Origin of the sequence: Actinacidiphila bryophytorum (assembly GCF_016916835.1) — a bacterium.
In the GTDB taxonomy this organism is placed as follows: Bacteria; Actinomycetota; Actinomycetes; order Streptomycetales; family Streptomycetaceae; genus Actinacidiphila; species Actinacidiphila bryophytorum.
On the sequence record NZ_JAFFIX010000009.1, the window covers coordinates 39,874 to 59,567 of the forward strand.

At 67.7% G+C, this 19,694-nt stretch carries 15 protein-coding genes and 4 pseudogenes; 7 read left to right on the plus strand and 12 right to left on the minus strand.

Annotated elements, in window-relative coordinates:
• The first annotated feature begins 153 nt into the window (after positions 1 to 153).
• The 5 genes and pseudogenes from JT723_RS15360 to JT723_RS15380 form a co-directional block, all read left to right on the plus strand.
• On the plus strand, positions 154 to 2,007 hold the full coding sequence (locus JT723_RS15360) for an SDR family oxidoreductase (RefSeq protein WP_205045387.1): 1,854 nt from the start codon (positions 154 to 156) through the stop codon (positions 2,005 to 2,007).
• Between the two features lie 132 nt (positions 2,008 to 2,139).
• The gene (locus JT723_RS15365) at positions 2,140 to 3,033 is read left to right on the plus strand and encodes a metal-dependent hydrolase (RefSeq protein WP_205045187.1); all 894 of its coding nucleotides are present in this window, start codon (positions 2,140 to 2,142) and stop codon (positions 3,031 to 3,033) included.
• Positions 3,034 to 3,085: 52 nt separating this feature from the next.
• Positions 3,086 to 4,054: a MerR family transcriptional regulator gene (locus JT723_RS15370; protein WP_205045188.1), complete on the plus strand. Its 969-nt coding sequence runs from the start codon at positions 3,086 to 3,088 to the stop codon at positions 4,052 to 4,054.
• Positions 4,055 to 4,138: 84 nt separating this feature from the next.
• Positions 4,139 to 4,582, plus strand: coding sequence for a hypothetical protein (locus JT723_RS15375; RefSeq protein ID WP_205045189.1), 444 nt, complete (start codon positions 4,139 to 4,141; stop codon positions 4,580 to 4,582).
• A gap of 68 nt (positions 4,583 to 4,650) precedes the next feature.
• Positions 4,651 to 4,893 (plus strand): annotated as a pseudogene (locus tag JT723_RS15380) (LLM class flavin-dependent oxidoreductase); the annotation flags it as partial.
• 49 nt (positions 4,894 to 4,942) lie between these two features.
• Here JT723_RS15380 and JT723_RS15385 read toward each other — a convergent pair.
• Together JT723_RS15385 and JT723_RS15390 are read right to left on the minus strand one after the other, a co-directional pair.
• The gene (locus tag JT723_RS15385) at positions 4,943 to 5,335 is read right to left on the minus strand and encodes a type II toxin-antitoxin system VapC family toxin (protein WP_205045190.1); all 393 of its coding nucleotides are present in this window, start codon (positions 5,333 to 5,335) and stop codon (positions 4,943 to 4,945) included.
• Complete coding sequence (locus JT723_RS15390; RefSeq protein ID WP_205045191.1) at positions 5,332 to 5,613, minus strand: hypothetical protein; 282 nt, start codon at positions 5,611 to 5,613, stop codon at positions 5,332 to 5,334. Before JT723_RS15390 ends, JT723_RS15385 begins: the two co-directional genes overlap by 4 nt.
• A 407-nt stretch (positions 5,614 to 6,020) precedes the next feature.
• Between JT723_RS15390 and JT723_RS15395 the strand changes: the two are divergent.
• Positions 6,021 to 6,236 (plus strand): annotated as a pseudogene (locus JT723_RS15395) (LLM class flavin-dependent oxidoreductase); the annotation flags it as partial.
• Positions 6,237 to 6,258: 22 nt separating this feature from the next.
• Here the strand turns inward: JT723_RS15395 and JT723_RS15400 are convergent.
• From JT723_RS15400 to JT723_RS15415, 4 genes are all read right to left on the minus strand, one after another.
• Positions 6,259 to 6,660, minus strand: a complete 402-nt coding sequence (locus JT723_RS15400) for a PIN domain-containing protein (RefSeq protein WP_205045192.1) — start codon at positions 6,658 to 6,660, stop codon at positions 6,259 to 6,261.
• Positions 6,657 to 6,905, minus strand: coding sequence for a type II toxin-antitoxin system CcdA family antitoxin (locus JT723_RS15405; protein WP_167981807.1), 249 nt, complete (start codon positions 6,903 to 6,905; stop codon positions 6,657 to 6,659). The genes JT723_RS15400 and JT723_RS15405 overlap by 4 nt, the downstream gene beginning before the upstream one ends.
• Positions 6,906 to 6,988: 83 nt before the next feature.
• Positions 6,989 to 8,167: a hypothetical protein gene (locus tag JT723_RS15410; RefSeq protein ID WP_240165670.1), complete on the minus strand. Its 1,179-nt coding sequence runs from the start codon at positions 8,165 to 8,167 to the stop codon at positions 6,989 to 6,991.
• A 43-nt stretch (positions 8,168 to 8,210) separates the two neighbouring features.
• Positions 8,211 to 8,525 (minus strand): hypothetical protein, encoded by a 315-nt coding sequence (locus JT723_RS15415; RefSeq protein ID WP_205045193.1) that lies wholly within the window; start codon positions 8,523 to 8,525, stop codon positions 8,211 to 8,213.
• A gap of 185 nt (positions 8,526 to 8,710) precedes the next feature.
• On the opposite strand from JT723_RS15415, the pseudogene JT723_RS15420 reads away from it, so the two are divergent.
• Positions 8,711 to 8,953, plus strand: a pseudogene (locus JT723_RS15420) (LLM class flavin-dependent oxidoreductase); the annotation flags it as partial.
• Between the two features lie 22 nt (positions 8,954 to 8,975).
• Here JT723_RS15420 and JT723_RS15425 read toward each other — a convergent pair.
• From JT723_RS15425 to JT723_RS15450, 6 genes and pseudogenes are all read right to left on the minus strand, one after another.
• A pseudogene (locus JT723_RS15425) lies at positions 8,976 to 9,092 on the minus strand (DNA-binding protein); the annotation flags it as partial.
• A gap of 48 nt (positions 9,093 to 9,140) precedes the next feature.
• Positions 9,141 to 12,053 carry an N-6 DNA methylase gene (locus tag JT723_RS15430; protein ID WP_205045195.1) on the minus strand — a complete coding sequence of 971 codons (2,913 nt, stop codon included), beginning with the start codon at positions 12,051 to 12,053 and terminating at the stop codon, positions 9,141 to 9,143.
• Between the two features lie 401 nt (positions 12,054 to 12,454).
• Positions 12,455 to 14,527, minus strand: a complete 2,073-nt coding sequence (locus tag JT723_RS15435; protein WP_205045196.1) for a hypothetical protein — start codon at positions 14,525 to 14,527, stop codon at positions 12,455 to 12,457.
• A 31-nt stretch (positions 14,528 to 14,558) separates the two neighbouring features.
• Positions 14,559 to 16,535, minus strand: a complete 1,977-nt coding sequence (locus JT723_RS15440) for a coiled-coil domain-containing protein (protein ID WP_205045197.1) — start codon at positions 16,533 to 16,535, stop codon at positions 14,559 to 14,561.
• Positions 16,528 to 17,241: a hypothetical protein gene (locus JT723_RS15445; protein ID WP_240165671.1), complete on the minus strand. Its 714-nt coding sequence runs from the start codon at positions 17,239 to 17,241 to the stop codon at positions 16,528 to 16,530. Before JT723_RS15445 ends, JT723_RS15440 begins: the two co-directional genes overlap by 8 nt.
• A gap of 153 nt (positions 17,242 to 17,394) precedes the next feature.
• On the minus strand, positions 17,395 to 19,644 hold the full coding sequence (locus JT723_RS15450) for an ATP-binding protein (protein ID WP_205045198.1): 2,250 nt from the start codon (positions 19,642 to 19,644) through the stop codon (positions 17,395 to 17,397).
• Positions 19,645 to 19,694 lie beyond the last annotated feature (50 nt).

Genomic DNA, 19,694 nt, shown 5'->3' on the forward strand with positions numbered 1-19,694 from the left:
AGGGGTCGGTACGACCACGGGCTGCGGTCGGGTGGGGGCGGAGAGTTTTCCACAGGCTGTGAACGGGTCTTGACCATGCCAGTGGGCGATGTCACAGTGATTGATGTCAGCTTCGGCCGGGGTGCCGGCGCACGGGGAGGGGCGGTGAGCAGGATGGACGGGTCGACAGCCGCGGACGAGCGGTTCGTGACCGGTGCGGACGGGGTCCGGCTGTGCGTGGCGGAAAGCGGTGACGCGGCGCTGCCGACGGTGGTGCTGCTGCACGGCTATCCGGACAGCAAAGAGGTGTGGTCCGAGGTCGCCGCGCTGCTCGCCGACCGCTTCCATGTCGTCCTCTACGACGTGCGCGGGCACGGGCGCTCCGGCGTGCCCGACCCGCTCAGGGGCGGCTTCACGCTGGAGAAGCTGACCGAGGACTTCCTCGCGGTCGCGGACGCCGTCAGCCCCGACCGCCCGGTCCACCTGGTCGGCCACGACTGGGGTTCCGTGCAGGGCTGGGAGTTCGCCACCGTGCCCGGCACGACCGGCCGGCTGGCGTCGTTCACTTCTGTTTCCGGGCCGTGCCTCGACCACTTCGGCCACTGGATCAGACGGCGGGTCCGCCGCCCCACCCCCCGCAGGGCGGCCCAGGTGCTCGGGCAGGGCGTCAAGTCCTGGTATGTCTACGCGCTGCACACCCCCGTGCTGCCCGAGGCGGCCTGGCGCGGTGTGCTCGGCAAACAGTGGCCCAAGCTGCTGGCCAGGGTCGAGAAGCTGCCCGCCGACGGCTATCCGACAGCGTCGCTGCCCGAGGACGCCGCACACGGCGCCTGGCTCTACCGGGACAACGTGCGGCAGCGGCTCGGCCGGCCGCGGTCCGATCCGTACGCGCATGTGCCGGTGCAGCTGATCACCCCGACCGGGGACGCCTTCCTGTCGGAGCGGCTCTACGACGACCTGGACCACTGGGTGCCGCGGCTGACCCGGCACACGCTGCCCGCCAAGCACTGGGTGCCGCGCTCCCGGCCGCAGCAGCTGGCCCGCTGGATCACCGACTTCGTCACCGGGGTGGAGGACACCGACGGGACGGGCACCGCCGTGCCCGTGGCGGCGGGGGCCGGTTCCGCCGGGGCGGCCACGCTGCTGGCCGGGGCGCCGGGGAAGGCGCCGCGGGGCGCGCTCGGCAGGCTGCTGCCCGCAGCCAGGGAGCGGTTCGGCGGCCAGCTGGTGCTGGTCACCGGTGCGGCCAGCGGCATCGGGAAGGCCACCGCGCTCGCCTTCGCGGAGGCGGGGGCCCGGGTGGTGGCCGTGGACCGCGATGCCGCCGGCGCCGAGGAGACCGCCAAGCTGGCCCGGCAGACCGGCGCCCCCGAGGCGTGGCCCGAGACCGCGGACGTGTCGGACGGCCCGGCGATGGAAGCGCTCGCCGCCGGGACCCTGGACCGCTACGGCGTACCCGACGTGGTCGTCAACAACGCGGGTATCGGCCTGGCGGGTTCCTTCCTCGACACCACACCCGAGGACTGGAAGCAGGTGCTCGACGTCAACCTGTGGGGGGTCATCCACGGCTGCCGCCTCTACGGGCGCCAGCTCGTCGATCGCGGGGAGGGCGGCCACATCGTCAACACCGCGTCGGCCGCGGCCTTCCTGCCCTCGCGCGCACTGCCCGCGTACAGCACGTCGAAGGCGGCGGTGCTGATGCTCAGCGAGTGCCTGCGGGCCGAGTTGGCACCGCACGGCATCGGGGTGAGCGCAATATGCCCGGGCCTGGTGAACACCGCGATCACCGGCAGCGCCCGGCATGCCGGGGTCAGCGACCAGGAGCAGGAGCGCCGCCGCGCCAAGAGCGCCCGGCTCTACCGGCTGCGCAACTACCCGCCGGAGAAGGTGGCAAGAGCCGTCGTCAGGGCGGTGCTGCGGGACACCGCGGTGGTCCCGGTCACCTCCGAGGCCCGCGGTGCACGGCTGCTGTCCCGGCTCTCGCCCGGTGCGCTCCGGGCGATCGCCCGGGTCGACCCCCCGCTGTAGCAGGCGCCGGCGGCCCTGCCTCTGCCCCTGCCCCTGCCCCTGCCCCTGCCCCTGCCGCACCCGACCCGATCATCCGACGTGACCCGCCCGCCCGACCGACCGCCCGCCCAGCCACCGGTAAGGAGCAGTGCCGTGAGCCATCCGATCAAGCCGCGCCGGGTCACGTTCGACTGGAAGCAGACCCCTCTGCACTGGATTCCGGACGAGCCGACCGCGACGCATGTCATCAACGTGCTGCACCTGCTGCTGCCGGCCGGTGAGCGGTGGTTCGTCAAGGTGTTCAAGGAGGCACTGCCGCTGGTCACCGACGAGCAGCTGCTCAAGGACGTCAAGGGGTTCATGGGCCAGGAGGCCACCCACAGCGTGCAGCACGCGTATGTGCTGGAGCACCTGGCCGAGCAGCAGCTCGACACCACCGCGTACACGCGGCACGTGGAGTGGATGTTCGACGTGCTGCTCGGGGAGAAGCCGCCGTGGGGCATGCCCATACCGCGGCGGGAGTGGCTGCGCTTCCGGCTGTCCCTGATAGCCGCGATCGAGCACTTCACCGCGGTGCTCGGCGACTGGATCCTGGACGCGGAGGCGCTGGACGGCGCGGGCACCGACGAGGTGATGCTCGACCTGCTGCGCTGGCACGGCGCCGAAGAGGTCGAACACCGGGCGGTCGCATTCGACATGTACCAGCACACCGGCGGCGGCAGCGCGCTGCGCTATCTGCGCCGGGTGGAGGGGATGGCCCTGGCCTGGCCGACGCTGTTCTACCTGTGGACGGTCGGAGCCCGGTATCTGCTGCGGCACGACCCGCAGCTGGCGCACGGCAGATACCGCTTCAAAGACCACCGGGCCGCCGCCCGCCGCGGGCTGCTGCCGTCCTGGATGTCGCTGCACACCGCCATGCCCCGCTATCTGCGCCGGTCGTACCATCCGACACAGGAGGGTTCGCTGAGCAAGGCGGTCGAGTACCTGGCCGTCTCCCCCGCGGCCCGGGCCGCCACCGGGTCGGCCGGGCGGGCGGCGGCCTCCTGACGACCGAGGGACGACGACGAGCACGTGGGCGGAGACGAGTGAGGGCCACCGGGTGAGCACCGCCACCGACACCGGGCAGGGCGGGTACCGGATCGAGGACCTGTCCCGGCTCAGCGGGACCACGGTCCGTACGATCCGCGCGTACACCGACCGCGGGCTGCTGCCCAAGCCGGAGCGGCTCGGGCGGGCCAACGTCTACGACGACGGCCACCTGGAGCGACTGCGGCAGATCGCGGACCTGCTGGAGCGCGGCTACACCCTGGCCAGCATCAAGGAGCTGCTGGCCGCGTGGGACGCGGGCACCGGGCTCGGCGGGGTGCTGGGCCTGGTGGACGAGGTGGACCGGCCCTGGTCCGACGAGCAGCCGGCCAGGATCGGCCTGCAGGAGCTGATGGCGGCGTTCGGCGGGGTCGCCGACCTGTCGGCGGTGGAGGACGCGCTGCAGCTCGGGGTGCTGAAGGCGGTGCCGGGCAGGGACGACGAGTTCGAGGTCCCGAGCCCCCAGGAGCTGTCCGTCGCGGTGGAGCTGCACGCCGCGGGGGTGCCGCTGAGTGCGATCACCGGTCATCTGCGGGAGCTGCGGGGCCAGGTGGAGTACATCTCGGAGCGCTTCCTGGAATTCACCACCGAGTACGTCTTCCAGCGCTTCCTCGAGCACCCGCCGACCGACGCGGAGGCGGCGGAGGCGGCCGGCCTGGTGCGCCGCCTGCGGCCGCTGGCCCAGCAGACCGTGGACGCCGAGCTGGCCCGGGCGATGCGCCTGCGGGCGACGGAACACGTCCGCCGCCACCTCGGCGACACCCTCCCCCCGCCCCCCGCCGAACCCCCGCCGCCCCCGGAGGTATCCGCCCCGCAGCACATCCCCGTACCCCTGCCCGCCGCCACGGTCGCCGCGGTCCGCGCCCTGGTCGGCCCCTCCGCCGCCCCGGCCTTCATCGCCGCGGCCACCGATCGCGAGGTGGCCGCCCGCCACATGGACACCCTCGCCGCCAACCCCGAGCACCCCCCTACGGACGCCTGACCCGCCGCCGCCGGACAACGCGGCTTCGGACCGTGTACCGTCCTCCGTGCATGTGACCAGGAAGAGGGCCCGGGGGGGTAGTCAGTGGCTGGACTGATAGTGGTGTTTGCGGAAGCTCCACCGTTCGGTAGGGCGGGGAAGCTTGGTGTCGTCATAGACGGGCACAAGGTCGGTCCGGTCCGGCAAGGGGAGACGGCGGAGTTCGCGGTCGAGTCGGGACCGCACACGGTGCGGGTCGCCGGCGGCGGGAGCAGGTCGAACACGGTCGATGTCACCGTCACCGACGGTGGGACGTGCAAGATCGCCAGCTCTGGCACAGGCCTCGGCGCGGTCGCAACGATGGTGCCCCTGCTGGGGCTGGTCCTCGGGGCGTTCCCCGGACTGGTCTTCCGCCTGCGGATCCACGATCCGCGTCCGGCACCGGCCCCCGTGCATCGTGTGAGCGACGGCGACGCGGGCGGCTCGACCGGTCTGTGGTGGGAATCCGACCCCGTTCTGGCCAAGCGCTACCGCAAAGACGCCGGCTGACCGGACGACCGCCCCTTGACACGGCGTTCGGCCTCTTGCGCCGGCAGGGGGCGGCATAGGGTCGGAGCATACGACTGAGCACTGTGATCCTGCCGATCTACCGCTGGCACGAGCAGGGGCGGGAGGTGTGGCGGCGGGCTGAGGAGCTGGGGGTTCACGCCGCCTACACCTATGACCATCTGTCGTGGCGGACTTTCAGGGACGGGCCGTGGTTCGGGGCGGTGCCGACGCTGACGGCCGCGGCGGCCGTCACCGAGCGGGTCCGGCTCGGCACCCTCGTGACGTCGGTCAAGCCACGTTCATGCATCACGGGCTGACCAGCGGATTCCCTTGCGTGGACCGCGCCCGTACGTGCAGCTCTCAGATCCCCTCGACCGCGATACGGCGATGACAGAGCCGACGCAGGTCGTCCACGTCGCTGGTCACGACCGTCACATCGCCGTGTTCTGCGTGTGCGGTAGCAGCCAGCATCGGGTCGATGGCGTACTTGTGCCCGTGAAGTCCCTCCGCGACCAGGAGCTTGCTCGCAGCGCGGGCGGTCTCTTCGGTGATCGGTCGCACCTTGGTGAGGGAGACAGCAAAGTCGAACGCCGCCTGGACAACCTTGGGATCACGCGCCTCGACCAGCGTTGCCGCACTGGTCACGATCAGCAGATCGAGGGTGCGAGCGACGTCCAGCCACACCGTCATGTCGCGGTGCCGCCTCGACAGCTTGGACAGGGCTTCGCTGTCCAGAACGAGAGTGCCGCTCACGCAGCGTCCGCCGGCGAGGCGTCGCCGCGGTGGGCCGCGTGGTGCGCCCGGATTCTCTCGGCGCGTGCCGCCACTTCGGCCTGGTCAAGGGGACCGTGTTCGGCCTCGTACTCCGCGATGTAGTCGTCAACGGCCTCACGCTGGAGCTGACGCTGCACGGCTTCCTCGATATATGAGGAGACACCCTGCTTGCCCGCACGCGAGCGAATCGCCTCCAGGGTCTCGGCGCGCAGCGAAACGCTGGTGACCCGGGTCTTGCCGGGGCGGGGAGTATCCATGAGACTAGTGTAGTACACGATGTGTGAAGCTACGAAAAGGATGCTTTCTGAACGAAAACTCCTTCGGGAACGGTCAGTATTCGGGAGGACCGTTCATGAGGCGTCCGTGAGCCACCTAGCCGGTGGAGGGTGGCGCGTGATGACGCGGATGTGGAGCCGGGGAGCACCAGTGGTGGCACTGGACGGCCCAAGCCTGGGCAGGATGCTCGATGACGTTGCTGTCGGAAAGATCCAATTACCGGACTTTCAACGTCAGTGGAAGTGGGATCGGCCGGACGGTCCTCGACCTGAGGAGCCGGGAAGCGGAGTGCGCGCAGGGCTTCTTCCCCCTGAACCTGATCTTCGATGCCGACGGCACCGGCAAGTGGCAGCGTACCTACGTCAGCGCAGCCGAGGACCGGTGGGACATCTGGTCGGCCTTCCAGGGGGGGCAGGAAGTGTTGCAGCGGGCGGAGAGCCTGGGCTTCCACGCCGCCTACACCTGTGACCACCTGTCGTGGCGGACGGTCAGGGAAGGGCCGTGGTTCGGGGCCGTTCCGACGCTGACGGCCGCAGCCGCCGTGACGGAGCGGATCCGGTGGGGAACCCTCGTGACGTCGGTCAAGCCGCGTTCATGCATCACGGGCTGACCTGCGATTCCGCGGCTCATAGGCTGATGAGCCCGATCCGCTTGCCGCACAGTCGGGCCATGTCGACGATGTCCGACGTCAGGAGGACCACGGGCCCGGTCTGCCGTAGCGCCACCTCCGCGACGGTCGCGTCGATGGCGTACTTGTGCCCGTGCAGGCCCGCCGCCTTGAGTAGCCGCGCCGCTTCCTTGGCGGCCTGCTCAGTGACCGGCTCCACCTTGACCCGGGACAGTGTCCACTGGAGCCGCGGCATGTTCACGCGGGAGTGGCTGACCTCCACGATGGTGTTCGCGCTGATGACGAGATCCGCGCCCATCTCGTGGAACACCTTCAGCAGGCCGAGGACTTTCCGGTCCTGGGCGACCCAGGCGGACAGTCCCTCGCTGTCCAGAACCACGGATTCGATGTGCTGACTCACGCGGCGCTCGCGCCGCCCGTGGTCTCCGTCGCCCCCGCGATGCGCGCGCGGGCCTCTGCCAGTTCCTCTTCACTGAAGGATCCGTGCTCGTCCTCGTAGCTCCGCAGGTCGGCCCCGAGTAGTTGGTGTCTGATCTGACGGGCGACTGCCTCGGCCACATAGCCGGAGACGTTGTCCGTGAGCTTCTTCAGCTCTGCCACCTGCTCGGTCGGCAGCGTGACCGTGATCCGGGTCGTGTCAGCCATACCGCGAGCATACCGCAGTATGCACGTAAACGCCCTTCTTCTCGGTCGTCTGGTGTGTGGTCTGTGAAGCTACCGGCATGCGCTCAGCGCGGCCGAACACGGAGCAGCTCACTGAGCCGGTCACCGATCACGGAGACTCCCGGGCGCGGCTCGCTCTCGTAGTACCAGGGTTTGCGTCGGCGCAGCAGGGCGTCGCCGTGCTCGCTCCAGGTGAATCCGGGCTGCCGCAGGAGTCTGCGGAACACCGTGTCGACGTTCTGCGGGTGTTCGGCGGCCAGACGGCTGATGGGCAGCGGCGTGATCGTCTCCTCGCGCAAGTACGTGCGGAGCAGGTCCTGGTGGTGCTTGCGGCCCGCGAGGTCGGGGTTGGCGAACAGGTCCAGCAGCGAGCCGTAGTCCGCATAGAAGTTGAGCCCGTCGACCTGGTCGTAGATGACGCCGACGGTATCCGAGTCCATCAGTTCAGGCGGCAACGTGAAGAGGGGCAGGTCCGGGTCGGGCCGCCGCTTGCCTCGGGTGGGGCCGGGCCGTTGCCCGGCGGCAACCTCCCGCTTGTGGCGGTAGTAGGCGTTGATGCGGTCCTCGGCTTCCTGGGGCGCGAGGATCAGTTCGTCGCTGCCGAAGAACTCGGCGAACGCGACCCGGTCCTCCCGCATCGAGCGCCATCCCTGCTCCACCTTCTCCTGGTTGCGGAAGACCAGGTCGGGCTGGCTGGTGGCCAGATCGAGGGCCGCAGCGGCGATCTCCGACGCTGCGGCCCGGGGGTAGAAGGACATCACGCCGGAGACGAGCCATGCGCCGGATACTGTCGCCAGGGGGATCAACCGGGCGCCGAGAAAGCCTCGCTTGGTGACGCTCCGGAAGGCCGATCGACCGGCGTTGGTGTACGTCCGGTACTCCAGGTCGTCCAGGAGGTTGAGCAGGTGCAGGCACTCGCCGTCCTTGCCCCGCACCTCGAAGAGCCCCTCCACCGGATCGCGCCACCCGAGGACCGCCTGCCGGTCCGCTTCGGACAGCGCAGTCCGGCCGGTAACGAAACGGTCGGCGACAGTTCCGCCGTCCGGCAGGCGGTACTCCAGCAGGAAGCGGTCGATGACGTTGATCGCGGTCGCCTCGTCCAAGGCGCCTTCAGGGCCGGCAGCCTCCGCCAAGAGCGGGGCGAGGAACCGCTCGAAGGCGCGGCCCTCCCCGAACGCGACGAGCTCTTCCTTCAGCTCAGCGCTGCGCCGCAGGGCATGGGCGAGATCTGGGAAGGTATTCATGTCGTGCTCCGATGTGCTTCGGCTCTCGTCCGGGTCCGCTTCCTCAGCATCCGGCCCAGCGTCGGTACGCCTCGACCCAGTGCGCCCCGTCCGGAGGCGGTTCCGGCAGGGGCAGTTCAGCCAGGCCGATGTCCTGCCGGAACTCCTCCCGGACGCAACGAGCAACCATGCGGAAGTCGTTAGTGAGGTCGATCTCGACCACTGTCACCTCGACGCCCAGGACGGTCGTGGCGAAAGGAACCGTCAGGTGCTCATCAATGGCCGCCAGGAATCCGTTGACCGCCTCGATCTCGTCGTACGTGTCGACGGTTGCTTCCCCGATCAGCGCGTCCAGTTCGGCGCCTCCCCTTGTGCTCACCTCAGCCACGATAGCGACCGGTGCGTGTTCGGTGGGCCGCGTTCCTGTGACAGTGGCTGAACGGTTCCGTGCGCCGACGACTTGCGGGCAGGCTGAAGCGCGGTGGCGTCCGACACAGGACCGCCGGCACGGCGCATCCGTGCTTCCGTCTCTGCCGCGCGTCCCTTGCTCGTAAGGTCGTCCCCATGCGACTGAGCACTGTGATCCTCCCCATCTACCACTGGGCCGACGAGGGGCGGGAGGTGCGGCAGCGAGCGGAAAGCCTCGGCTTCCACGCGGCCTATACGTACGACCACCTGTCGTGGCGCACCTTCAGGGACGGGCCGTGGTTCGGGGCCGTGCCGACGCTGACGGCCGCTGCGGCCGTCACCGAGCGGGTACGGCTCGGCACCCTCGTGACGTCAGTCAAGCCTCGTTCACGCATCACAGCCTGACCTGCGGTTCTGCGGCTCAGAGGCCGATGAGCCCGATCCGCTTGCCACACAGGCGGGCCATGTCGTCGATGTCGGACGTCAGAAGGACGACGGGGCCGGACTCCCGTAGGGCTGCTTCCGCTACGGGAGCGTCGCAAGTTACGAACAGCATCCAACGACCCCATCGAGCCGCCGCGAACCGTCAGCCGTGGATCCACTTCCTTAGAGCAAAATGGATTGTATCGCTTTCCAGTTCGTGCCCCCTGTCGAGGCTCTTCAGGAACGCACTGGAGCCGCCCAGTTTATCCGGGTAGTAGAGCTCTGGCGCTAGGCATCTCGGGCAGTCACCGAGAATACAAAAGGGTGACATTGGGATTACTTCACCCTGACGAGTAAGCATGTACAAGCTATTGTCGGCCAAGGGATTCATAGTTTCGAATTCCAGTGGCTCGAAATCTGGATGATCCCCCATGAGAGCAAGACCTGAAACTTCGTATTTTCCGGCGTCCGGCAGCCAGCTCAGCCTGTCCGCGTGGACCCATCGAATACCTGCGAGGAAGGTGCTCGCGGAAAGGCTGCGGAGCATCAGCTCCTGCAGCACATCCAAGCTGCGCTCGATTTCAGCCCGCGTTCGGGGGCCCGCTCCGTGGCGGATCTTGTTCCTCACGGATACAAGGGCGGAAAGGTCCGACATAAGTCCTTTCCCGCCCTTCTTCGAAGCTGTGGCCTCGGCGAGGCCCGCCGCAGTGTCGCTGCTTTCTCGGGCGTCTGCACCGACGGCTCTGATGACCCCCACCCAGTGCCCCAGGGATGCTCCGCCTTCGGACACAGACTCTGCCCACTTAGCGATCTCCGGAATATTCTGACGACCCCTGTGAGTGGCGAGGGCGAGGGAGACGATTCCGAGGGAGAGGATCAAGGACTCGATGCATTGCAGCGCGGCCTCGTGCTTCTCCGGCAAAGTCAGGCTGTGTTTGAATTTCCGGACGGCCCGGGCAGTAGCATAGGGATATGTCTCTTGGAAGATCCGATACGGCTCGCTCTGCTTTCGCAGGCTCTGTGCAGTGAGCGAACTCAGGTCGGCAGCCTGTTCCAGCCGGATCCGCCGTTCATTCTTCGAACTGGTCTCGAAAATGCTCAATTTGGACCGCCGGAGTGCGAGCTGGATGTTGCTGGCCTCCTCAACGCCTTCTCGCAGCCGGGAGATCGCCGTGCGGATGGACTCGAAGTCGCCGTCGCACGCGGGAACAAGAATCTCCGCCAAATCCCGTCGACGAATCCTTGGGATTACCCCGTATCGGCGAAACTGCTGCTCCGCCTGCGGGCTCGAAAGGTACTCAGCAAGATATTCCGGAGGAACGACTTCGCGTGTCACCCTGATAACGAGGAGTCCTTGCCCAGCTTGAACGCCTTCATATTCTTGGGGAAGGACTGTCCAATGGCGCGCCTCTGCGAGATCGCGCCCGACGACATCACCCCGCTGGAGTCGGTAGCGCGGTTCCTTTTCATTAGTTCGCACGGGCAGCGAGTCGGTTTCGGGCAGCTTGGCTGCCAGCAGAGACGGGTGGAGTACCCTCATCCCGATGCCGGCTCCATGCGACTCAGAGGGCGTTCTATCGATTTCGGCTGCCGGAATCAGTCCGGGGTAGATCTCAGCAAAGTCGCCGAGCCGCCAGCCCTCCCCCTGGGCTATCTTCTTCACTTCATGAAGCCCTCTGTAGCGGTTGATGCTGAGTTCGTATTCGTGGGCGGCGATGTCAGCCTTTGACACACGGAAGCTCTGTTCACTCGGCTTTCGCTTCCGCTCCGAGTCATTCCGCTGCGCCCAGCGCCGGAGCACATCCGGCAGATTGTTCTTGCTGTGCTCTGCCGCACTGAGCTCACCCTCGTGTGGCACGGGGCCCAGTCTTCCCGGCGCAAGCAGAGGAGCGCGCCGATCATCGAGACTCCAGCCGTCTGCGGTGACGTCGTAGAACCAAACACTGTCAGTGCCGCCGCTGTCGGTCCTGGTGAAGAAGAGAATGGCAGTCGCAATTCCGGCGTAGGGCTTGAAAGCACCTCCCGGCAGTTTCACCACTGCGTCAACCTTATGGCTCTCGACCAGGAGCCTCCGCAGGTCCTTATGGGCCTTGGTAGACCCGAAGAGAACGCCATCAGGAACGATGACGGCAGCCCGACCGCCAGGCTTGAGAAGTTGCAGGACCAAGGCCAGGAACAGAAGCTCTGTCTTTTTCGTGACGACGACAGCCTGCAGGTCAGCCGCAGTGGCATCGTAATTCAGACTTCCAGCGAAGGGAGGATTAGCTAGGACCAGCGAGTATTTCCCCCACTCGCCCGCCAGACCCTCAGAAAGCGAGTCGAGGTACCGGATATCCGGGTTCGCGATCGAGTGCAGCAGCATGTTCATGCTGGCGATCCGGAGCATGGTGCGATCCAGATCAAATCCGTGAAATATTCCTTCATCGACGGGAACAGCCTCGTCTTCCAGCTGTGAGTTGCCCTTCCTGCCTTTCAGGTACTCGGCACTGGCGACGAGGAACCCTGCTGTTCCGCATGCCGGATCGACGATCTCGTCTGCTGGGTCCGGAGCAATCATCTCAACCATTAGCTGCATGATGTGTGGGGGAGTTCGAAACTGGCCTAGGTGGCCGACGGCAGAAACCCTGCTAAGCATGTACTCGTACATTCGGCCAGCGGTACCGAAATCAGCGAGGGAGATCTCTTCGAGCGCGGAAACAACCCGCGCAAGAAGGCTAGGCGTAGAAATGGTGAAGCGGGCGCCTTGAAGGTGCCGGGAGTACGTCGACTCCCGAGGTCCTTGGTCCCTGAGCCAGGGGAATACATCATCTCGAATGGTGGCCAGCATCTGCTGGGGGACCTGATTGGTGAAGTGGGACCAGCGAAGCCCCGAGGTCTCCGGGGTATAGATCGGGTCCTCAACCGGCTTGCCCGTTCGGGCGGCCTTGTCTTCCTTGGCTGTCTGAACGTCGTCCAGCCAGCGGACGAACATCAGCAAGGTGACTTGCTCGATGACTTCCAGTGGGTTCGAGATCCCTCCGGACCAGAAGGCGTCCCAGAGTCGGTCGATCTTGGTCCTGAGCTCTGCTGTCGCCACGCATCTGAGGCTATCCGACTTCTCCGGCTGCTGGGCGGTCTCCAGTGGAAGGGCCTGATCAACAGTCAGAACGCGCTGGACACTCCCAAGCCGCGCCCGCCATCCCTCTACCCCGCCTCCTGACCCACCGCCGTCGCATCGAACTCGGCATCACGGCCTAACCTGCACGAACGGCAATCACTACCGGGGAACAACAGGCACATCTCAGGACCTCACAGCCACGCGGCCAGTACCTGCGCCAGAACTGGCGCCGGACGGTCCCGGCGAGGCTAGAGGGGCTTGCTGCTGGTTCCGTCGTGTTGGTTGACGGCCAAACGGTCTGTGTAACACCGCGCCTAGGGTTGGCGGAAGTGATGTCCACTTTGGGCATGGCAACCTTCTGGACACACCCAAACCTGGGGCTAACGGGAGTAGGCGGAGGGGGTGAGGCGGTTGCCTGTGACGATGCCGGCCAGTACCCACCGGCCAGTGTGGGCACCTTGGGGCCGGTGGGTGGTCAGCCAGGTGAGTTCGTCGATCCGGCGGGTCCCCGCAGTACCGCTCTTCGGTGTGAGGTCGAGGACGAGTAGCTGCCCGAACGGTGCATTGGTGTTGGTGTACTCGGCCTCCTGCGTGAGGTACTTCGCCTCGATGTGGGCGCGGGTGTTGTCGTCGCTGTCCTGCTTCATCTCGGTGAGGTAGCGCAGTGAGCCAAAGTGGACCAGGACGTCCGCGCGGCCCATTCCCATATCAGTCGGCTCGACGAAGACGATGTTGTGCAGCGGCCCGGCCTGCAGCCAGCCGTGGAAGTCGCGTTGCAGGTCGGCTTCGACAGCCCTCCGTTGGCCCTTCTCCGGTTTACGGCGGTAGTCGTACGGCGGATCGCCGTCCTTACCTGCGCCGAAGAGGCTGGTGCGGGTCAGGTCGGAGCGACTCTTGAGGAACAGCAGCGTCTGCTCGACCAGGGCGCTGAAGGTCTGGCGGACATCGCCGGTGAAGTCCGGGTGGCCGGAGAGTTCCCCGATGAAGCGGTCCAGAAGGGGCACGATCAGCGGGTCGGAGGCTTTCAGCCTGGCGACATCGCCGTTGTAAGCCAGGCCTTCGATGCTGGCGAGTGCGTCATCGTCGAGGCCATCGGCGATGCTGAGTGCGCGGCGGGTTCCGAGCTTGAGGACCAGGGTGGGTGCGATGCGGTGCAGTCGCTCGCAGGCAGCTGCTCGTCCGGGTTCTTCGTCGTCCTCGCCCGCGGGTTCGCTGGCGGCGTCGGTGCTCGTTTCCCGGGCGTTGATTCGTGCGATGACCACAGCGGCCGTTTCCGCGTCAAAGAGCGGGCCGGGGTAATCCTGCGGGTGTGCCGCGGCGTGCCGGAGGGCGTTGAGGAAGGACTGCTCGCGTAGGAAGCCGTCTTCGATGGCCGGCTCAATCAGTGTGGCCAGTCCGGTGACATCGCCGCTGTTCCCAACCGGCTGGATGGTCCGGGTGGCGCGGTAGGCAGCGAGCACCGCGTCCAGGGCCTGCCACTGGTCCATCCGCACGGGCGCCGTCAGCTCCTGTGAGGCAGCCCGGAGCTGGAGAAGGAGCCGGCTCCAGGCGATCTCCGCGGACCGGCGGGGCTGCAGCCACGCGGGCTGGTGTGTGCCGTACAGCCACGCCGCGCGGCGTTCCAGGGCCTGTTCGATCCGGTCGGCCGCCGCGGCTACCTGGGGGGTGTTGCCCGCGGTGAAGCCCAGCACCGCATCGCACACCGCCGCGTACACGGCTGCGTCATCGCGGGCTTCCTCGGCTGCCTGCGCCGCCGAGAAGAAACGCCTGGCCTCACCCAGCTGGCCGCTGACGTCGACGAGGTCGTGTGAGGACAGCGCGCTCCGCAGCCGGTCGCAGCCCAGCTCGAACAGCGCATCGACATCGGCGCTCTCATCGACGGACAGCTGCTCCAGCAGTGTCCGTACGGTTGCGCTGACGGTGGCTTCCTGCTGGGCCCAGCAGTCCAGGGCGACACCCAGGATCCTCGGCAGGCGCTCGGTGAAGTCCTCGGGGCCGTCAGCCGGCAACTGTTCGAGGGCCTCCCATACCCGCCAGGGGCGGACGGCGTTGGCGGCCGCCAGCCGCACGGCGCCTTCCAGGCGGGCCGCGGCCAGCATCGGCGCACGGGCGATGGCGTCGGCCAGGCCGTCCAGCAGCACCGTGTTCAGCGGCCCGGCCAGGGCCGTTGTGGCGGCACTGCTGCCCAGTAGCGTCTCCAGGGCCCCGGTCAGGGCCAGCAGGCTGCCCTGGCCGGCGAACCCTGCGGGAAACAGGCTGGCCGCCTGAGCCCACACCGGGTCGGTCTGGTCGAACGCGGCAGCGACCGCCTCGGCCAGCAAGGGCGCGTAAGGTCCGGCGGCGACCTCTGCGACCTCGGCCGTGACGACGTCCTGCGTCAGGCCGACCGTGTGGAAGGTGACCGGCCCTCCGGAGGCTGCCAGTGCACTCAGCCGGTCCGCCAACTGCGTCACGGTGGGTCTCCTGCCGGAAATCCGCGGTCCTTCACCACAACGGCTTGCCCTCCGGCGCCTCGATGACATTCTGCTCCGGCAGGACGTCGTGGGCCAGTTCGAAATCTCTTGTGGTGATCAGGACCTGCAGGTGATTGTGGGCGGCCAGCTCGGACAGCTCACCCAGCAGCCGGCGGATGTCCAGGTCCTGGACTTCTTCCGCCTTGGGACTGTCGATGAGCAGCAGGCCCGGGTGAGTGGACACGTTATGGGCGGCGCCCACGCGGAGCAGGGCGATCACGACCGCGATGCGCAGGCGCAGCCGTTCGCCGGGGCTCTGCTCGCCGAAGGGCTTGGGCCGGTCGCCGCCCTTCGTCACGTCCAGGTGGGCGGCGCGGTTGATCTTCACCGACTCCAGGGAGTCGATGCCGAAGCGCCGGCCGAGATCGGCGATCTCCCGGTTGACGTCGGCGAAGAGCGACTCGGAGGCCGCCTGGTGGTCCCCCTCCAGGATCCTCGTGCCGGCCTTGAGGACCTTCAGGGCCTCGGCCTCGATCGGGTCGTCCGGCAGGGGCGGAAGCTCTGGGAACACGCTCAGGGCGCCTTCCAGGCGCAGCACGTCTTCCTGCGCCCTGACCCTGGCCGGCACCTGGACCGCGAACTCCGCGCGGCGCAACTGCGCCTGGGCTAGGTCCAGTTCTGCCGTCAGGCGCGCCAGCCCGGCCTCGGCTGTTTCGAGGGCCTTCTTGGCGGCCTTCTCGTCCGCCGTGCTCTCCTCCAGCCGCTGGCGGGCCTCGTCGAGGACCTCCTGCGGAGTGTCGTCGTCGCCGTGTACCGGACGGGCGCACACCGCGCACGCGTGGGAATCGCGTTCCTGCCGGCGGCGGTCCCCGGCGATCGGCTGGTCGCACCGCGGGCAGGCCTTCGGGTCCAGCCCGTGGAAGAGAAGCCGGGCGGTGGCGCTCTCGGTGACGTCATTGACGAGCTTCGCGTCGTGCTGGCGCTGGACGCGGGCCCGCCGGTGCGCCTGCATCAGCTCCTCCCAGGCATCCTGGGCGTCTGCGATGCCGCGGGCCAGTTGGACGGCGCGGGCCGCCAGCTCGGTCAGAGTTTCCTGCTCGCCCGGCTCTGCCGATGTCAGCAGGGCGAGCTGCTCCTTCGCCTTCGCCAGGTCATCCTTGATCTTCTTCCGTTCGCCGGTGCGCTGGTCCCGGGCGGTCTTGTCAGCGGCGAGCCGGGCCTTGCGCTTGGCGGTCAGCACGTCCGAGGCGGTCTTGACCCGGGTCAGCGCGGCAGCGGCGGGCAGGTCCAAGAACACCTGCAGGAGCCGGCCCGGCAGGCCGCCGGTGACCACGTCACCCAGCAGCGCCTTGTCCCGGCCCGCCGGCAGGTAGACCGCCCCGAAGTAGACCGGCCAGCCGTGGGTCTGGGTCCCGGTCTGCTGGAAGCTGTTGACCAGCGGGTGCAGGTCCAGGCGGTCCATCATCAGCGCCTGCACCTGCTCGGAGTAGCTCTCCGACCCCGACGCGCGCAGCACCGGCACGATCTCGCGCACCCGGTCCGGCGTGCGTGCGGATTCCAGCGCCGCGATGTCCGGCCCGGACAGGACAACGGCGGAGGAGATCTCCTCGTCGGCCAGGTCCAGGCGGAACCCCATCGGCTTGCCGGCCACCACGACGTCGAGGTCGAGCTCCCGAAGCCAGTGGCGCACCCCGGTCGGCTCCCGCGGGGATCCCCGCAGGCACCACGTCACCAGCTCCAGGACGCTGGTCTTCCCCCGCAGGTTCGACGCCACCAGGCCGGTCAGCCCTTCGGAGAACCGCATCTCGGTGTCGAACGGCCCGGGGTGCACCGTCCCCGCCCGCTCCCCGGCGATCCGCAAACGGTGCAGCCGCAGCGTCCGGGACCTGGCCGGAGGACTGACCAGCGGCAGGCCGTACCCGGCGAACACCGACCGCACGTTCTCCACCGGCACGCCCGCCCGCGCCGCGATCCGCGACTCCAGCAGCACATCGTCGTCCTCAGCCATCTTCCCCCACCCGAATTCCCTTCGCCTGTGCCTGCGCCCGCAGCTTCTCCAGCCGCACCCGCGCACGCACTGCGACCGAACCGATCCGTTCGCCCCGGACCGCCTCGGCGTACTCCCGCTGCAGGTACTGCCGCTTCTTCAACTCACTGCCGCCCAGCCCGTCTGCCAGCGCCACCACCAACCGCGCACGCTCGACGTAGTAGCCGAAGGCCGGCGCCTCCCGGATCACCTCACGGGCCACCACCCGACCCGGTTGGAGGAGGAAGTAGTCGTGCTGGCGGACCCGATTGACGGTGCCGCGCCGGCGACGGGCCACCAGCCCGGCGCTGCGGAGCACCGCCAGGGCGTCATCCAAGGGCTCGTAGGCACCGAAGTGGTGGCGCAGCATCGGGTAGCGCCGCACCTCCGGCTCCTCGGAGTCCAAGATCGCGCCCGCCAGCTCCAGCAGGGGCACCTCGCCGCTCTTCTCGTACTCCGTGAGCAGCTCGTCGGCGAGGTAGTCCGGATTGCGCAGCCAGAAATCCAGCTTCTGCAGCCGAACCTGGGTCCGGACCACCCCCACAGCCTCAGCGAGCCCCGGATCGGCCAGCTCAGGATCGCTGACGCTCTCGCAAGCACCATCGATGAGCAGCAGCAGCCGCACTGCATCCTGCTCCCGACTGGTGACCGGTTCGTCAACCTCTGCGGTTGGAAGCTCTTGATCCACCTGGTCAGAGTAGCGGCGGATAATCCTCCTTGAACCCCAACTGCACTAATGAATACTCATTGGACCGTTCACTCCCAAAACACCCCTGGTCAGGTGATTGTTAGTACCTACCCGGCGATGTCGATCAGCATGAATCGAGGCCCGATAGGGTGGTCATTCGAGATCGCCATCGAACTCTCGGACAACTTCGTTGACCGCGTCGGCCACATCGCGCAGGAACCGGTTCTGGTCGGGCGAGGCGGTGACGGTCGGGATCGGGGCGGCGCGTTCGTAGACCTCGCTGGCGATGATCCGCGCACGCGCGAACGTAGAGCCGGGGCCCTTCTGCAGGTATGCCTCCTGCCAGCCGCTTCGTACTTCATCCCGGACCCGGCGCTTGGTCAGCTCAACAAGGCGGTTGGTGACTGCATTCGACAAAGTGTCCAGGGTCACCTGCTTCTCGTCCTCGCCCGGCTCGCCGTTCGACCAGCGCTCGGGGCGTTGCAGCATCAGGTAGACCTGCGTCTGCAGATGGTAGCGAAGCTCGGCGACCGGCTTGAGGTCGTCGTACTCGTCGTTCCACCCCTCGGCCAACCGTCGGGTGAGGGCCTTGACCCGGGTCCAGTGCTGCTTCGGAACCTCGGGGTTGTGGTCGAGGCCGAGGACTCCTCGCCAGCGGGCGTGGAAGGCTTTGGCGGCCTCCATGACAGCCAAGGACAGGTTCATGCGGTTGAAGACGGGGCGGCTCGCGCCCGTCTGCGCGATGTGCTCGGGGTGGGCGAGCAGCGTCAGCAAGTCGTCGAGCTGCTTGATCGATCGCCGGCCGGACGCCTTCCCCTCGCTGAGCTGGTCCTGGATTCCGCCGACAAAGAACCGGGCCTGCTCGATGCGCCGGTGCAGCACCCGTTCCGCAGCGGGGCCGAGCTCATCACCGATCGCCTTCAGTACGTTGTCCACGGATGCGAGGACGTGCTGCTCGCGGTCGCCGAACGTCGGCAGGTTGTCACCCTTGACCTGGTCGAAGTGGGTGAAGACGATGTGCAGCTTCGCGGCGTTGCCGGAGACTGCGATGCCCTTGAGCGCTGCGACCGGCGCCGCCTGCATTGGCTGGGCGGCGTTGTCCACCAGCACGACGGCGTCAGCATCCTGCAGTTGGGTGGTTACGTGAGTCGACAGCGCCGCGACGGACTTTGGCGTGTGTCCCAACCCCTCGCCGTCGACCAGCACCAGACGGACCGGCTCCGACGTCCAGGTCGGCTGGAAGGGGCCGCTGACGCGGATACCGTTGACCAGGGGTGTGAGTAGGCGCCCGAACAGCGGGGCGAAGTTGCTGGTGAATCGGGTCACCGTCTTGACGAACGCCGCACGGTCGTCGGACTCCCACGACCATGTGGTCGGCCAGCCCTGCCTGTTGCGCCGCAGTTCGCCGACATCCAGCGTCGAGAAACGCTTCTCGATCTCGTCGATCAGGGAGTCTACGATCTCGTGGAACTCGTCGGACTGCCGCAGGTCGCTGTCGAGGCTCTCCTCGATGAGCTCATCCACGACGCGCTCGTCGTCCTCGATCTCCTTGAACTCCTCAATGGTGGCGCTCGCGTGCCGGTTAACAACTGACTTCAGCGCCTGGACCGCCGAGACGACGACGGCGTTCGTGGCCGTCATGTCAACGGCGCCGTAATCGGCGGGGTCGATGTCCCCGAAGTCCTCCTCGTCCTCGTCGGCCAAATCGAGGTCGTCGTCCGAGGCCACCCCCCGGCCAAGGATGTAGCTGAAGCGGAAGCGCTGGTTGACGTGGTCGAGCAGCCGGCGACGGATCTCCTCATCGGACCGCTTGCGGAGGGCAGCAAGGGCTGCTTCGGAGACGTTCTCCGTCAGGTAATCGATGACCTCATCCCGGGGGACGAAGGTGACGACGGCGCGGTACGGGCCGTGCTCAGTCGCGATCAGTTCGGTGTCGGCGACGGTGGTCTTCGCTGTCGAAGTGGAGGGGAAGCGCTCGGTCGTCGGGTCGGTGCCGAGGATCTGGCGAACGACAGTGGTCTTCCCCGCGCCCGTGGTGCCGAGCAGGAGGACCTTGCGGTATCCGTCGTCGCCGCTCGGCAGCGGCAGCAGCTCTTGGCGCAGCTGGGCGAAGTCGACCTGGGAGGACTCGAGGCCCTCGTAGAAGATGTCGACGACGCGGTCGTCGAACCGGCCCTGCGCGTTCGGCCGTGCGGTCACTTCCCACAGCTCCGGATTGCTGAGGATGGTGTTCAGCTGTTCGACCAGCATCGTGGCTTCCGTCTCGTCGCTAGTGCCGAGACCTCGGCGCACGCGGCGGCCGGTTCTGCCGGTCGCGAGGTCGAGGCGAGCAGGATGCCGGAAGATGACCGACCACGACTCCCGCCCCTGGTTGCGACTCTTGCTGGCGGTGTAGTACTTCACAAGACCCCCACTGTTGTTCCTCCGGTGTACCGGCATGGTGCTCCTGATCT